This is a genomic window from Halodurantibacterium flavum (assembly GCF_042681825.1).
GTDB lineage: Bacteria > Pseudomonadota > Alphaproteobacteria > Rhodobacterales > Rhodobacteraceae > Halodurantibacterium > Halodurantibacterium flavum.
Window position 1 is genome coordinate 77,000 of record NZ_JBHUGH010000011.1, and the last position, 13,054, is coordinate 90,053.

The following is a 13,054-nucleotide window of genomic DNA, read 5'->3' on the forward strand; positions in this document are numbered from 1 at the left end:
AACGGAATGAGCGATATCCTGATCGTTGACGATGAGCGCGACATCCGCGAACTGATCGGCGACATCCTGCGGGACGAGGGGTTTTCGACCCGCCTTGCCGCCAATTCGGACGAATGCGCGGCCGCGATCAACGCCGAGGCGCCGGGGTTGATCATCCTCGACATCTGGCTCAAGGACAGCCGGATGGACGGGATCGACATCCTGAAGACTGTCAAGCGTGACAATCCCGACATTCCGGTGGTCATCATATCGGGCCATGGCAATATCGAGATCGCGGTCGCCGCGATCAAGCAGGGTGCCTATGACTTCATCGAAAAACCCTTCAACATAGACCAGTTGCTGGTCGTGATCCGCCGTGCGATGGAGACGTCGCGGTTGCGGCGGGAAAACTCGGAACTGCGCCGCCGCGACCTGACGTCCTCCGAAATGGTGGGGGTCTCGGCCGCGTTCCGCACGCTCAAGGCGCAGCTCGACAAGGTCACCAAATCGAATGGCCGTGTGATGCTGAGCGGCCCGTCCGGTTCCGGAAAAGAGGTCGCGGCCCGCTATATCCACGCCAATTCGGCACGTGCGGGCGGGCCCTTTGTCACCGTCTCTTCCGCCTCGATCGAGCCGGAGCGGATGGAAGAGGTGCTGTTCGGCCGCGAAACCCCCGAACGCGGGATCGAACCCGGCCTTCTGGAACAGGCCCATGGCGGCGTGATCTATTTCGACGAGGTGGCCGACATGCCCCCCGGGACGCAGTCAAAGATCCTGCGGGTGCTGGTCGACCAGACCTTTACGCGTGTGGGGGGCGCGGACAGGGTGCGGGTCGATCTGCGCGTGATCTCCTCCACGACGCGCAACCTCAAGGCAGAGATCGCCGCCGGTCGGGTCCGTCAGGAACTCTATGACCGGCTGAACGTGGTCCCGGTGCAGGTGCCCGCCCTTGAGGAACGGCGCGAGGATGTGCCGGAACTGGCCCGGCACTTCATCGAGTATTTCAACAAGTCGCAGGGCCTGCCGCTGCGTCAGATCAGCCCCGAAGCGCAGGCGGTCCTGCAGACGATGACCTGGCCCGGAAACGTGCGCCAGCTACGCAATGTGATCGAACGCGCCCTGATCCTTGGCGACAGCACCGGCCCGATCGAGCCGCGCGATCTGCCGGGTCAGGAAGAACCGGCGGCGGGCGAAGGCCGTATCGTTCTGGGCGGTGGCCTTGCAACGCTGCCCCTGCGCGAAGCGCGGGAACTGTTCGAGCGGGAATATCTGCTGACCCAGATAAACAGGTTCGGGGGCAATATCAGCCGGACGGCCTCTTTCGTCGGGATGGAACGTTCGGCGCTCCATCGCAAGCTCAAGTCGCTGGGCGTCGCGACCGGCACCAAGTCCAGCGGCCGGCTGGTGCTAATCGAAGACGAATAGGGCGCGATTGACCCGGCGCGCCGGTTCTGCGATGCAGAAGGCTGAACCGCAAGGGACCTGCATCGCATGAAGGTAATCATCTGTGGCGCCGGGCAGGTCGGCTGGCAGATCGCCCGCCATCTTTCGGGCGAAAAGAACGACGTCACCGTCGTCGATAACAACGTGGAACTGGTCCGCCGCGCCGCCGACACGCTTGACGTGCAGGGCATCGCGGGTTTTGCAAGCCATCCTGACGTGCTTGAAAAGGCCGGTGCCCGGGACGCGGACATGATCATTGCCGCGACCTATTCCGATGAGGTGAACATGGTCACCTGCCAGGTGGCCCATTCGGTCTTCGACATCACGCGCAAGATCGCGCGAATCCGGTCCCAGAGCTATCTGGACGCGATCTATTCCGACCTCTACCGGCGCGAACATCTGCCGATCGACGTGATCATCAGCCCCGAACGAGAGGTGGCCGAAGCCGCGCTTCAGCGACTGGCCGCGCCGGCTGCCTTTGACACCGAAAGCTTCATGGGCGGCCGGGCGCAGCTTCTGGGGATCGCGCTGGATGAGGATTGCCCGGTCCTGAACACGCCGCTTCGGCAGCTCAACGATCTCTTTTCCACGCTGCGTGCCATCGTGGTGGGGGTCCGGCGTGACGGCACGCTTTTCGCGCCCGAGGCGAATGACCAGCTGTTTGCCGGCGACCAGATCTATGTCTTCACCGATACCGAGGACGTGAACCGCGCGCTCGAGATATTCGGCAAGACCAACAAGAAGCAGGAGCGGCTGGTCATCATCGGGGGCGGGAATGTCGGGCTTGCGGTCGCCCAGGCGCTGGAGCGCCGGACTCAGCGGGTGCGCGTCAAGATGATCGAGAAGGACCGCGCCCGCGCCGAACGTGCCGCCGATGCGCTGGAACGCACCATCGTGCTGCATGGCGACGGGATGAACATCGACCTGCTGCAAGAGGCGAATGTCGAACGCGCCGACGCCGTTCTGGTCGTGACCGATGACGACAAGACGAACATGCTTGCCGCCGTGCGGGCCAAGTCGGCGGGCGGGGCGATGGCCATCGCGCTGGTGAACGACCCGACGCTGGTGCCGCTGATGGGGCCGCTCGATATCGACGCCTATATCAACCCGCGCGCCACAACCGTTTCCTCGATCCTGCGCCACATCCGGCATGGGCGTGTCCGGGCGATCTATTCCATCGGCGATGCCGAGGCCGAGGTGATCGAGGCGCAGGTCCTGTCGACCTCACCGCTCGCCGGGCAGGAGATCCGCGACATCGACTTTCCGGAAGGCGTTCTGGTGGGTGCAATCCTGCGGCAGGGCAAGCTGATCAAGCCGTCGGGGGACAGCCGCATAGAGGAAGGCGATATCATCGCCCTTTTCGCGATGGCCGCCGATATCCCCGAGGTGGAGCGCCTGTTGCAGGTCTCCATCGACTATTTCTGACGATGCGCCGCCTTCTGGACCTGCCGCTGCCGGTGATCCTGATGGGAATCGGGGCGGTGGCGATGTATGTGCCGGCCGCCCAGGGGTTCGCGGCGCGCGATTATCTTTCCGCGCGCTCGTTCTTCTACTCCGGCACGATGTTTCTCGTCCTGACCGTGATGGTGGGCATTGCGACCGCCAACCGTGAACCGCGCGATCTGGCCCGGGCCCATCTGGCGACGCTTCTGGGCGCCTATCTGCTTTTGCCGCTGATGTTCGCCGTGCCGTTCCAGCAGGCGGTGCCAGACACGACCTTTCTGAACGTCTGGTTCGAGATGGTGTCGAGCTTCACCACGACCGGCGCCACGATCTTCGACACACCCCGCCGTCTGCCGTCCAGCGTGCATCTGTGGCGGGCGCTGGTGGGCTGGGGCGGGGGGTTCTTTATCCTTCTGGCGGCGGTCGCCGTGCTCGCGCCGCTGAACCTCGGCGGGTTCGAGGTCGCGACGGGCGCCTCGGCCGGGCGGGGCGCCGTGGGCACGACGCAGATCGTCCGGATCGCCGATCCCTCGGCGCGGCTCTGGCGCTATTCGCGCGTGCTCTTTCCGGTCTACGGCGGGCTCACCCTCCTGCTCTGGATCGCCTTGCTGATCGCCGGGGAACGCTCGCTCGTCGCGGCCTGCCACGCGATGTCCACCATCTCGACCAGCGGCATCTCACCGGTTCTGGGTCTTGAACGTGCGCAGGCGGGCGTGGCTGGCGAAATGCTTGTTTTTGCGGCCATGCTTCTGGCGCTGTCGCGCAGGTTCTGGCCTGCGGCGCCCCTTGTGGGGATGCAACCGACGCACCGCGATCCCGAAATCCGGCTCGGGCTCCTGATCCTTGTCGTCGTTCCTGCGGTTCTTTTCCTGCGGCACTGGTTTGCGACGCTCGACGATGCCGAGCCGGGCGATCTGCCCTTCGCGCTGAGCGCCGCCTGGGGGAGCCTCTTCACGACGCTTTCGTTCCTTACCACCAACGGGTTCGTCTCGGCCGACTGGGCGGAGGCACGCGTCTGGTCGGGGCTGCGATCGCCCGGGCTCATCCTCCTTGGTCTTGCGATGATGGGCGGCGGCATCGCGACGACCGCGGGCGGCGTGAAACTGTTGCGGGTCTATGCGCTGTCGCGCCACGCCGAGCGAGAGCTGGAGCGGCTGGTCTTCCCGTCCTCGATCGGCGGGGCAGGCCCGGCAGAGCGACGGCTGAGGCGTGAAGGCGCGCAGGCGGCCTGGGTGTTCTTCATGCTTTTTGCCGCCTCGATTGGCGTCGTCGTGGGCGCGCTGGCCCTGACAGGGCTGAGCTTTGAGCCCGCCCTGATCTTCAGCATCGCGGCGCTTTCGACCACCGGGCCGCTTGCAACCGTCGCGGGCGATGCGGCGCTCAGCTATGCGACGCTCGGCAGCAGCGCCAAGGCGGTCCTGGCGGCGGCGATGGTTCTGGGACGGCTGGAAACGCTTGCCATGATCGCCTTGCTTGCCCCCGTGACCTGGCGTAACTAGCGTCGTCCGATGCCGCATCGCGGCAGAACGTGCAAAGCGCGGATTTGGGGCTGGAATCTGATGCTAAGGCGCAGCATAATCGCTTTGCCTGCCCATTTGGCTGGCCACGGGTGAGGGACGGCCCGGCAACGAGACGCCGGGACAAGGCGAGTGAAGGCACAACAAAAAAGGCAAAGCAATGGCCTCTGACAAGCAGAATTTGCAGGACGCATTTCTGAATCACGTTCGCAAGGCAAAGATTCCGGTCACGATCTTTCTGATCAACGGGGTCAAGCTTCAGGGCGTGATCACCTGGTTTGACAACTTTTGCGTCCTGCTGCGCAGGGACGGGCAATCGCAGCTTGTCTACAAGCACGCGATTTCCACCATCATGCCCGGGCAACCCATCAGCCTGTATGAGGCCGAAGACTGACCGATCCCATAGATAACGGGCAGGGCGGCGTGACCCGCGCCCTCGTCCTGCATCCCGACATAAAATCCGACCGCGATCGTCGGCTGCCTGAACATGGGCTGGCCGAGGCCGTTTCTCTTGCCGCGGCACTGCCGGGGCTGGAGGTGGCGGGCGCCGAGATCGTGCGTCTGCCGCAGGTCCATCCCGGGCACCTCTTCGGGTCGGGCAAGGTCGAGGAGCTGAAAGCCCGGATCGAGGCGCTGGAGGTGACGCTGGTTCTGGTGGACGGGCCGGTAAGCCCCGTCCAGCAGCGCAACCTGGAAAAGGAATGGGGCGTCAAGCTTCTGGACCGCACCGGCCTGATCCTCGAAATCTTTGCCGACCGCGCGCGGACCCGGGAAGGCGTGCTGCAGGTTGAACTTGCCGCGCTCTCATACCAGCGGACGCGGCTTGTCCGCGCCTGGACGCACCTTGAACGTCAGCGGGGTGGCCTTGGCTTTGTCGGCGGTCCCGGCGAGACGCAGATCGAGGCCGACCGCCGTGCCATCGACGAGGCGGTGACGCGCATCCGGCGCCAGCTTGCCAAGGTGGTCAAGACCCGGGAACTGCATCGCGCGGCCCGCAAGAAGGTGCCGTTTCCGGTCGTGGCGCTGGTCGGCTACACCAACGCGGGCAAGTCGACGCTGTTCAATCGCATGACGGGCGCCGAGGTTCTGGCCAAGGACATGCTTTTCGCGACGCTCGATCCGACGATGCGGGGTGTGACGCTGCCGTCGGGGCGCAAGGTGATCCTGTCGGATACGGTGGGCTTCATCTCGGACCTGCCGACGCAGCTTGTCGCGGCGTTCCGTGCGACGCTGGAAGAGGTGCTGGAGGCCGACCTCATCCTGCATGTGCGCGACATCGCCCATCCCGAAACGGCGGAACAGGCGCAGGACGTGGCGGATATTCTGGCCGAACTGGGCGTGGCCGAGAATGTCACGCAGATCGAGGTCTGGAACAAGCTCGACCTCGTGACCGGCGAGGCGCGATCCGCGCTGGAGGTTCAGGCTGCCCGGTCCGAGCGGATCTGCGCCATCTCGGCCCTGACAGGCGAGGGGACGCCGGAACTCCTCGATCTCGTGTCGGAACTGCTGGACGAGGAGAAGTTCAGCCGCAGCCTGCACCTCGGCTTCGAGGACGGACGGCGCCGCGCATGGCTGCACGAAGAGGGCGTCGTCGAAAGCGAGGCGCAGGACGATACGGGCTATCAGCTTGAGTTGCGCTGGACCGCGCGGCAGGAAAAGCGCTTTCGTGATCTTTAGGGGTGGCTGGCGCTTAGGGGCGGCTGGCGCCCGGGTTTGACCGTCCGCCGGTCAGCCGTGAGGGGGAGAGCGCCATTGCGCCTTCCCCCTTCGTGTTTTTACTCTGCTTCGTCGGCGGGCAGGGCGTTCAGCAGGCCATAGCGCTCGTCGCCCAGCTTGCCATGCAGGTCGATCTGGGTTTCGAGATAGTCGATATGCCCTTCCTCATCGGCGATCAGTTCCTCGAACAGGACCTTGGAGACATAGTCGCCGACTTTCTCGCAGTGATCGCGCGCCTCGATATAGAGGTTGCGGGCATCGTGCTCGGCGGCAAGGTCTGCCTCCAGCGTTTCGAGCAGGTTCTGGCCGATCCGCAGCGGGTCGAGCTTCTGCAGGTTCGGGTGGCCCTCCAGGAAGATGATGCGCTGGATCAGCTTGTCGGCGTGGTTCATCTCTTCGATGCTTTCCGCGCGCGACTTGCGGGCCAGACGGCCAAAGCCCCAGTCTTCCTGCAAACGGTAATGCAGCCAGTACTGGCTGACGGCGGTCAACTCACTCCGGAGTGCTGCGTTCAGGTACTCGATAACCTGCGGATCGCCCTTCATTTCGTCTTCCTGTGTTTGACACGCGGCGCAAGCCGCGGAGGTTCATGGGTACCTCCAAGCTGTCACATCTGCGCATGGTGTCAAGGAAGAGAGGCAGGCAACCGCCGCAGTCGGGCCTTTTGCCGAGGGCGCGGTACACCTTTCCCGGGGTGATGATCGTCTCGCTGTCCGAGGCGCGCATCCAGTCGACGGCGGCCCGGATCTCGTTGTCGGTGATCGACATGCAGTGGCACACGATCATGGCCTGCTCCCGTTTCCTGTCCCCGCCAATCTGACCATTTTTGTCGGACTGTCAATTCCGACTTGTTTGCTCGGCTATCACGAATTCTTGCGCCTTCCCTTTCAGAGGGGGTATGGTGGCCGCTCTTGTCAGCGAACCGGAAACCGATGACCCCCGAAGACCCTGCCCGACGTATTCCCCGCATCATTGCCCAAGAGATCGGGGCGCGCCCCGATCAGGTGATCGCGGCGGTCACGCTGCTGGATGAAGGCGCGACCGTGCCCTTCGTCGCGCGCTACCGCAAAGAGGTCACGGGCGGCCTTGATGACACGCAGCTTCGCACGCTTGCCGAACGGCTTGGCTATCTGCGGGAACTGGAGGCACGGCGGGCCTCGATCCTTGGCTCGATCGGGGAACAGGGCAAGCTGACGGACGAGCTGCGCGCCAGCATCGCAGCGGCCGTCACCAAGGCCGAGCTGGAGGATATCTACCTTCCCTACAAACCCAAGCGGCGGACCCGCGCGACGATTGCGCGCGAAAACGGGCTGGAACCGCTGGCCGAAGCGATCCTGAACGACCGCGCCGCCGATCCGCAGGCGCTGGCTGCGGGCTATCTGTCCGAGGCCGTGCCGGATACCAAGGCGGCGCTGGACGGCGCGCGGGACATCATCGCCGAAGGACTTGCGGAAGATGCGGCACTTCTGGGGCGCCTGCGCGATCACATGCGGCAGGCGGCGGTCCTCCGCGCCACGGTTCTTGCGGGCAAAGAGGCTGAGGGCGCCAAGTTTTCCGACTATTTCGCCCATTCGGAGCGTTGGGCGACGGTGCCGAGCCATCGCGCGCTTGCGATGCTGCGGGGGCGGAACGAGGGTTTTCTGGCGCTCGATCTGGAGGTCGATGCCGACGCCCCGGCGGGACAGGCCCCGGCCGAGAGAATGGTGCGCTCGGCGCTGGGGGTCGGCACGGCGGGACCGGGGGACCGCTGGCTTTCGGACGTGGCGGGCTGGACATGGCGCGTCAAGCTGCGGCTGTCGCTCGGCCTCGATCTGATGGCGGAACTGCGGGACAGGGCCGAGGCCGAGGCGATCCGCGTCTTTGCCCGCAACCTGAAGGACCTGCTTTTGGCCGCACCCGCCGGAAGCCGCGTGACGATGGGGCTCGATCCGGGGATCAGGACCGGCGTGAAGGTGGCCGTGGTCGATGCGACCGGAAAACTGCTTGCGACTTCGACGGTCTATCCGTTCCAGCCGCGCAACGACCTGCGGGGCGCGCAGGCCGAGCTTGCCGCGCTGATCCGGCGTCACGGGGTGGAGCTGATCGCCATCGGCAACGGAACGGCCAGCCGAGAGACGGAAAAGATGGTGGCCGACCTTCTTTCGGCCCTGCCTGCGCCGCGCCCGACCAAGGTGATCGTGTCAGAGGCAGGCGCATCGGTCTATTCCGCCTCTCCGCTTGCCGCGGCAGAGTTCCCGGATCTCGACGTATCGCTTCGCGGGGCGGTGTCGATTGCGCGGCGTCTGCAGGACCCGCTGGCGGAACTTGTGAAGATCGAGCCCAAGTCGATCGGGGTGGGGCAGTATCAGCATGACGTGGATCAATACCGTCTGGCCCGGTCGCTGGAGGCTGTGGTCGAGGATGCGGTGAACGCGGTGGGCGTCGATCTCAACACCGCTTCGGCGCCGCTGCTTGCGCGCGTTGCGGGGCTCGGGCCGTCGCTGGCCGAAGCCATTGTGGCCTATCGTGACGCGCAGGGCGCCTTTGCGACACGAAAGGACATTCTGTTGGTCCCGCGGCTGGGCAAGCGGACCTTCGAGCAATGCGCTGGCTTTCTGCGCATCCCGGGCGGGGCAGAGCCGCTTGACGCCTCGGCCGTCCACCCGGAGGCCTACGGCCTTGCGCGGCGCATCATCAAGGTCTGCGGACGCGACCTCCGCAGTGTGATGTCCGACCCGGAGCGGTTGCGCGCGCTTGACCCGCAGAGCTTTGTCGATGACCGCTTTGGCCTGCCAACCGTGCGCGATATCCTTTCTGAGCTCGAAAAGCCCGGTCGCGACCCGCGCCCCGGATTCCGAACGGCAAGCTTTGCCGAGGGCGTGGACGAAGTCGGCGATCTGCGGCCCGGGATGCTGCTGGAGGGCACGGTCACCAATGTCGCGGCCTTCGGCGCCTTTGTGGATATCGGGGTGCATCAGGACGGGCTTGTCCATGTCTCCCAACTCGCCGACCGGTTCGTGAAGGACCCGCATGAAGTCGTGAAGGCCGGGGATGTGGTCAAGGTCCGGGTGGTCGAGGTGGATGTGGCGCGCAAGCGGATCGGTCTCTCGATGCGCAAGGATGCCGACAGGGGCGCCGGTGCGACGGCAGGTAGGCCGGCCCAGGGTGAGAAACCCTCGAAGCCCGATCCGCGCGCCGGTGGCAAGGCGGCCCGTCCGACGCAGGCTGCGGCACGATCCGATGAGGGCGCGCCGGGCGCATTGGGCGCTGCGCTGCTTGACGCGATGCGCCGACGATAACGGGATCGCCAGCGGGATGCAGCGCAGGGCGGGGTATCAGGTGCCCCGCCCGCGCAGCACGACGCCGACGGTCTGCAAGAGAATCCGCAGATCGGCCCCAAGGCTGAGGGTTTCCCAATATTGCGCATCATAGGGCGCCCGGTCGGCAAAGCTGCTGTCCTGCCGGGGGCCGACCTGCCAGGCACCCGTCAATCCGGGTCGCATCCGGTAATAGGGTGGATCGGCGGGATGCGGCTGCGCCATAAGTTTCGCCTGCGCCGAATGATAAAGGGCCCGTTGCGCCGGCGTGAAGGGGCGCGGGCCGATCAGGCTCATGTCCCCACGCAGGACATTCCAGATCTGGGGTAATTCATCGAGGCTGAAGCGGCGCAGGATCGCACCGAGCCGGGTGATCCTCGGGTCGCTCACCAGCTTTTGCCGGGCGGTCCAGTCGGCTGCCGCCTGCGGGTCATGGCGCAGGTGGTCGGCAAGCATTGCCTCGGCATCCGGGTGCATGGTGCGCAGTTTCCAGCAGTGGAACAGCCGCCCCCCGCGCCCGACCCGGGGTTGCGCGTAAAAGGCGGGGCCGCCGCCCATCCGGACCATCATGGCGAGCAAGAGGACGACCGGCAGCAGAAACGGCAATGCCCCGACCACCAGAAGGAGGTCGAGGCACCGTTTTCCGTGCCGGCGATAGAAGCCCGCGATGGCGGGTCTATGAACGGGTGCTGCCGCCAGTTCGAGCGGAAGCCCCGCAGGATCGGCAAGTCGGGACATTCTGCCCTCGCTTCGGCGTCCATTCGGGTTGCACGCTATGGTTGTGCGGCACTTTCCTTAACGAATCGCTAACGGGCGAGCCTTCGCGCGGCGATTGACGGCGAACCGCAGGCGCGCTACTTATTGAACGATCGTTCATTAAATGGAGGGGGCCGCCATGTTCCTCGCATCGATGCGGTTCGACCTGGGTGAAGAGGTCGCGGCGCTGCGTGATGCGGTGCATCGCTGGGCGCAGGACCGGGTCAAGCCGCTTGCCGCCCGGATCGACCGTGAAAACGGTTTTCCGCGCGAGCTTTGGCGGGAAATGGGGGACATGGGCCTTCTGGGCATCACGGTGCCCGAGGAAGACGGCGGATCGGGCATGGGCTATCTGGCCCATGTCGTCGCGGTGGAAGAGATTGCGCGCGCCTCGGCGTCGGTCGCGCTCAGCTACGGCGCCCATTCCAATCTTTGCGTCAACCAGATCAAGCTGAACGGCACGCCGGACCAGAAGGCGCGGTATCTGCCGGCGCTTGTCAGCGGCGATCATGTCGGCGCGCTCGCCATGTCAGAGGAGGGTGCGGGCTCGGACGTCGTTTCCATGCGGCTCCGGGCCGAGCGGCGGAACGGGTATTACCTGCTCAACGGAACGAAGTTCTGGATCACCAACGGACCCGATGCCGATGTGCTGGTCGTCTATGCCAAGACCGATCCGGGGGCCGGCGCGCGCGGCATCACCGCCTTTCTGATCGAGCGGGGGATGGCAGGGTTCCGCACCGGCCCGCATCTCGACAAGCTGGGGATGCGGGGGTCGAACACCGGCGAACTGATCTTTGAGGATTGCGAGGTTCCGTTCGACAACGTGCTGGGCGAGGCGGGGCAGGGGGTGCGCGTGCTCATGTCCGGGCTCGACTACGAACGGGTGGTTCTGTCGGGCATCGGCACCGGCATCATGGCCGCCTGCATGGATGAGGTGATGCCCTATCTGCACCGACGCCATCAGTTCGGGCAGAAGATCGGGAACTTCCAGCTCATGCAGGCCAAGGTGGCCGACATGTACACCGCCATGAACAGCGCCCGCGCCTATGTCTATGAGGTCGCCAAGGCCTGCGACCGGGGTGTCGTGACGCGGCAGGACGCTGCCGCCTGCGTCCTTTACGCAAGCGAACAGGCGATGGTGCAGGCGCATCAGGCCGTCCAGGCGATGGGCGGGGCGGGGTTTCTGAACGACTCGCCCGTCTCGCGGCTGTTTCGCGATGCCAAGCTGATGGAGATCGGCGCGGGCACCTCCGAGATCCGCCGGATGCTGATCGGGCGAGAGCTGATGGGGATCACGGGATGAGGTTGCAATCGCGTATCCTTGCCGGGTCGGAAGAGTTCCGCGCCAATCAGGCCGCGCATGAGGCGGCCCTGGCCGAGATGCGCGCCGCGGCGGAACTGGCAGCCGCCGGCGGCGGGGAGGCGGCCCTTGCCCGCCATCTGTCGCGGGGCAAGATGGCCCCGCGCGACAGGGTGGCGAACCTTCTTGATCCGGGCAGCCCGTTTCTAGAAATCGGGGCGACGGCGGCGCATGGGATGTATGGCGGGGCCGCCCCCTGCGCCGGGGTGATCGCGGGTGTCGGGCAGGTGATGGGCCAGGAGGTCATGGTCGTCTGCAACGACGCGACCGTGAAGGGCGGCACCTATTACCCGATGACGGTAAAGAAGCACCTGCGCGCCCAGGAGATTGCCGAGGCGAACCATCTGCCCTGCGTCTATCTGGTCGATTCCGGCGGCGCGAACCTGCCGCAGCAGGATGAGGTCTTTCCCGACCGCGATCATTTCGGCCGCATCTTTTTCAATCAGGCGCAGATGAGCGCAAAGGGCATCCCCCAGATCGCTGTCGTCATGGGCAGTTGCACCGCGGGCGGGGCCTATGTTCCGGCGATGTCGGATGTGACGATCATCGTCCGCGATCAGGGCACGATCTTTCTGGCCGGGCCGCCGCTGGTCCGTGCCGCGACCGGCGAGGTTGTCAGCGCAGAGGATCTGGGCGGCGGCGACGTGCATACCCGCCTGTCGGGCGTGGCCGATTATCTGGCCGAGGATGACGCCCATGCGCTGGCGCTCGCTCGCCGGGCCGTCGGAAACCTCAACCGCCGGAAGCCGGAAACGGTCGTGTGGCAGGCCCCGGAAGAACCCGCCTATGACCCGGCCGAGATGCTGGGGGTCGTGCCTGCGGGCCTGCGAACCCCATATGATATCCGCGAGGTAATCGCCCGTATCGTCGATGGCAGCCGGTTCGACGAATTCAAGCCGCGCTACGGGGAAACGCTTGTGACCGGGTTTGCACATGTCCGTGGCTGCCCGGTGGGGGTGGTCGCGAATAACGGCGTGCTCTTTTCCGAAGGCGCGATCAAGGGCGCGCATTTCATCGAGCTTTGCAGCCAACGCCACATTCCGCTGGTCTTCCTGCAGAACATCACCGGCTTCATGGTCGGCCGGCGGTATGAGAATGAAGGCATCGCCCGTCACGGCGCCAAGATGGTGACGGCCGTCGCCACGACCGCCGTGCCAAAGATCACGATGCTTGTGGGCGGGTCGTTCGGGGCCGGCAACTATGGCATGGCGGGGCGGGCATTTTCGCCGCGGTTTCTGTGGACCTGGCCGAACAGCCGTATCTCGGTTATGGGCGGGGAGCAGGCGGCGGGGGTGCTTGCCACCGTCCGGCGCGACGGCATCGAGCGGGCGGGGCAAAGCTGGTCGCCCGAGGAGGAGGCCGAGTTCAAACGCCCCACCATCGAGATGTTCGAAAGGCAGAGCCACCCGCTCTACGCCGCCGCCCGGCTTTGGGACGACGGGATCATCGACCCGCGCAAGACGCGCGAGGTTCTTGCGCTCAGTCTTTCCGCCGCGCTGAATGCCCCGATCGGGGACACGCGCTTTGGCGTTTTCCGGATGTGA

The 13,054-nt window shown here is 65.6% G+C and carries 12 protein-coding genes; 9 read left to right on the forward strand and 3 right to left on the reverse strand.

Annotation, left to right across the window (positions count from 1 at the left end; translation table 11 throughout):
- The first annotated feature begins 6 nt into the window (after positions 1-6).
- The 5 genes from ntrX to hflX all read left to right on the forward strand — a co-directional run bounded on the left by ntrX (position 7) and on the right by hflX (position 6,059).
- Positions 7-1,404: a nitrogen assimilation response regulator NtrX gene (gene ntrX / locus ACFSGJ_RS14575; protein WP_390263328.1), complete on the forward strand. Its 1,398-nt coding sequence runs from the start codon at positions 7-9 to the stop codon at positions 1,402-1,404.
- A gap of 66 nt (positions 1,405-1,470) precedes the next feature.
- The gene (gene trkA / locus ACFSGJ_RS14580) at positions 1,471-2,847 is read left to right on the forward strand and encodes a Trk system potassium transporter TrkA (RefSeq protein WP_390263331.1); all 1,377 of its coding nucleotides are present in this window, start codon (positions 1,471-1,473) and stop codon (positions 2,845-2,847) included.
- A gap of 2 nt (positions 2,848-2,849) precedes the next feature.
- Positions 2,850-4,364: a TrkH family potassium uptake protein gene (locus ACFSGJ_RS14585; protein WP_390263334.1), complete on the forward strand. Its 1,515-nt coding sequence runs from the start codon at positions 2,850-2,852 to the stop codon at positions 4,362-4,364.
- Positions 4,365-4,542: 178 nt separating this feature from the next.
- On the forward strand, positions 4,543-4,776 hold the full coding sequence (gene hfq / locus ACFSGJ_RS14590; RefSeq protein ID WP_377399701.1) for an RNA chaperone Hfq: 234 nt from the start codon (positions 4,543-4,545) through the stop codon (positions 4,774-4,776).
- Positions 4,777-4,805: 29 nt separating this feature from the next.
- Positions 4,806-6,059: a GTPase HflX gene (hflX, locus tag ACFSGJ_RS14595; protein ID WP_390263337.1), complete on the forward strand. Its 1,254-nt coding sequence runs from the start codon at positions 4,806-4,808 to the stop codon at positions 6,057-6,059.
- A 98-nt stretch (positions 6,060-6,157) separates the two neighbouring features.
- On the opposite strand, the gene bfr is transcribed toward hflX, so the two are convergent.
- Complete coding sequence (gene bfr / locus ACFSGJ_RS14600; RefSeq protein WP_390263340.1) at positions 6,158-6,643, reverse strand: bacterioferritin; 486 nt, start codon at positions 6,641-6,643, stop codon at positions 6,158-6,160.
- Complete coding sequence (locus ACFSGJ_RS14605; RefSeq protein ID WP_390263464.1) at positions 6,591-6,824, reverse strand: (2Fe-2S)-binding protein; 234 nt, start codon at positions 6,822-6,824, stop codon at positions 6,591-6,593. Before ACFSGJ_RS14605 ends, bfr begins: the two co-directional genes overlap by 53 nt.
- On the opposite strand from ACFSGJ_RS14605, the gene ACFSGJ_RS14610 reads away from it, so the two are divergent.
- Both ACFSGJ_RS14610 and ACFSGJ_RS14615 read left to right on the forward strand, forming a co-directional pair.
- The gene (locus ACFSGJ_RS14610; RefSeq protein ID WP_390263479.1) at positions 6,796-6,918 is read left to right on the forward strand and encodes a hypothetical protein; all 123 of its coding nucleotides are present in this window, start codon (positions 6,796-6,798) and stop codon (positions 6,916-6,918) included. The two genes, ACFSGJ_RS14605 and ACFSGJ_RS14610, sit on opposite strands and share 29 nt — an antisense overlap.
- A gap of 112 nt (positions 6,919-7,030) precedes the next feature.
- Positions 7,031-9,376, forward strand: a complete 2,346-nt coding sequence (locus ACFSGJ_RS14615; RefSeq protein WP_390263342.1) for a Tex family protein — start codon at positions 7,031-7,033, stop codon at positions 9,374-9,376.
- Positions 9,377-9,412: 36 nt separating this feature from the next.
- Here the strand turns inward: ACFSGJ_RS14615 and ACFSGJ_RS14620 are convergent, their stop codons facing one another.
- The gene (locus ACFSGJ_RS14620; protein WP_390263344.1) at positions 9,413-10,132 is read right to left on the reverse strand and encodes a sugar transferase; all 720 of its coding nucleotides are present in this window, start codon (positions 10,130-10,132) and stop codon (positions 9,413-9,415) included.
- Positions 10,133-10,289: 157 nt separating this feature from the next.
- On the opposite strand from ACFSGJ_RS14620, the gene ACFSGJ_RS14625 reads away from it, so the two are divergent.
- A complete protein-coding gene (locus tag ACFSGJ_RS14625) occupies positions 10,290-11,453 on the forward strand; it encodes an isovaleryl-CoA dehydrogenase (RefSeq protein WP_390263347.1) in 1,164 nt (387 codons plus the stop codon).
- The gene (locus ACFSGJ_RS14630) at positions 11,450-13,054 is read left to right on the forward strand and encodes a carboxyl transferase domain-containing protein (RefSeq protein ID WP_390263350.1); all 1,605 of its coding nucleotides are present in this window, start codon (positions 11,450-11,452) and stop codon (positions 13,052-13,054) included. Before ACFSGJ_RS14625 ends, ACFSGJ_RS14630 begins: the two co-directional genes overlap by 4 nt.

What these genes read in the sequence shown, in the direction of transcription:
- ntrX (WP_390263328.1), top strand. Translation starts at nt 7, where the DNA reads ATGAGCGATATCCTGATCGTTGACGATGAGCGCGACATCCGCGAACTG.
- trkA (WP_390263331.1), top strand. Translation starts at nt 1,471, where the DNA reads ATGAAGGTAATCATCTGTGGCGCCGGGCAGGTCGGCTGGCAGATCGCC.
- ACFSGJ_RS14585 (WP_390263334.1), top strand. Translation starts at nt 2,850, where the DNA reads ATGCGCCGCCTTCTGGACCTGCCGCTGCCGGTGATCCTGATGGGAATC.
- hfq (WP_377399701.1), top strand. Translation starts at nt 4,543, where the DNA reads ATGGCCTCTGACAAGCAGAATTTGCAGGACGCATTTCTGAATCACGTT.
- bfr (WP_390263340.1), bottom strand. Translation starts at nt 6,643, where the DNA reads ATGAAGGGCGATCCGCAGGTTATCGAGTACCTGAACGCAGCACTCCGG.
- ACFSGJ_RS14610 (WP_390263479.1), top strand. Translation starts at nt 6,796, where the DNA reads ATGATCGTCTCGCTGTCCGAGGCGCGCATCCAGTCGACGGCGGCCCGG.
- ACFSGJ_RS14605 (WP_390263464.1), bottom strand. Translation starts at nt 6,824, where the DNA reads ATGCGCGCCTCGGACAGCGAGACGATCATCACCCCGGGAAAGGTGTAC.
- ACFSGJ_RS14615 (WP_390263342.1), top strand. Translation starts at nt 7,031, where the DNA reads ATGACCCCCGAAGACCCTGCCCGACGTATTCCCCGCATCATTGCCCAA.
- ACFSGJ_RS14620 (WP_390263344.1), bottom strand. Translation starts at nt 10,132, where the DNA reads ATGTCCCGACTTGCCGATCCTGCGGGGCTTCCGCTCGAACTGGCGGCA.
- ACFSGJ_RS14625 (WP_390263347.1), top strand. Translation starts at nt 10,290, where the DNA reads ATGTTCCTCGCATCGATGCGGTTCGACCTGGGTGAAGAGGTCGCGGCG.
- ACFSGJ_RS14630 (WP_390263350.1), top strand. Translation starts at nt 11,450, where the DNA reads ATGAGGTTGCAATCGCGTATCCTTGCCGGGTCGGAAGAGTTCCGCGCC.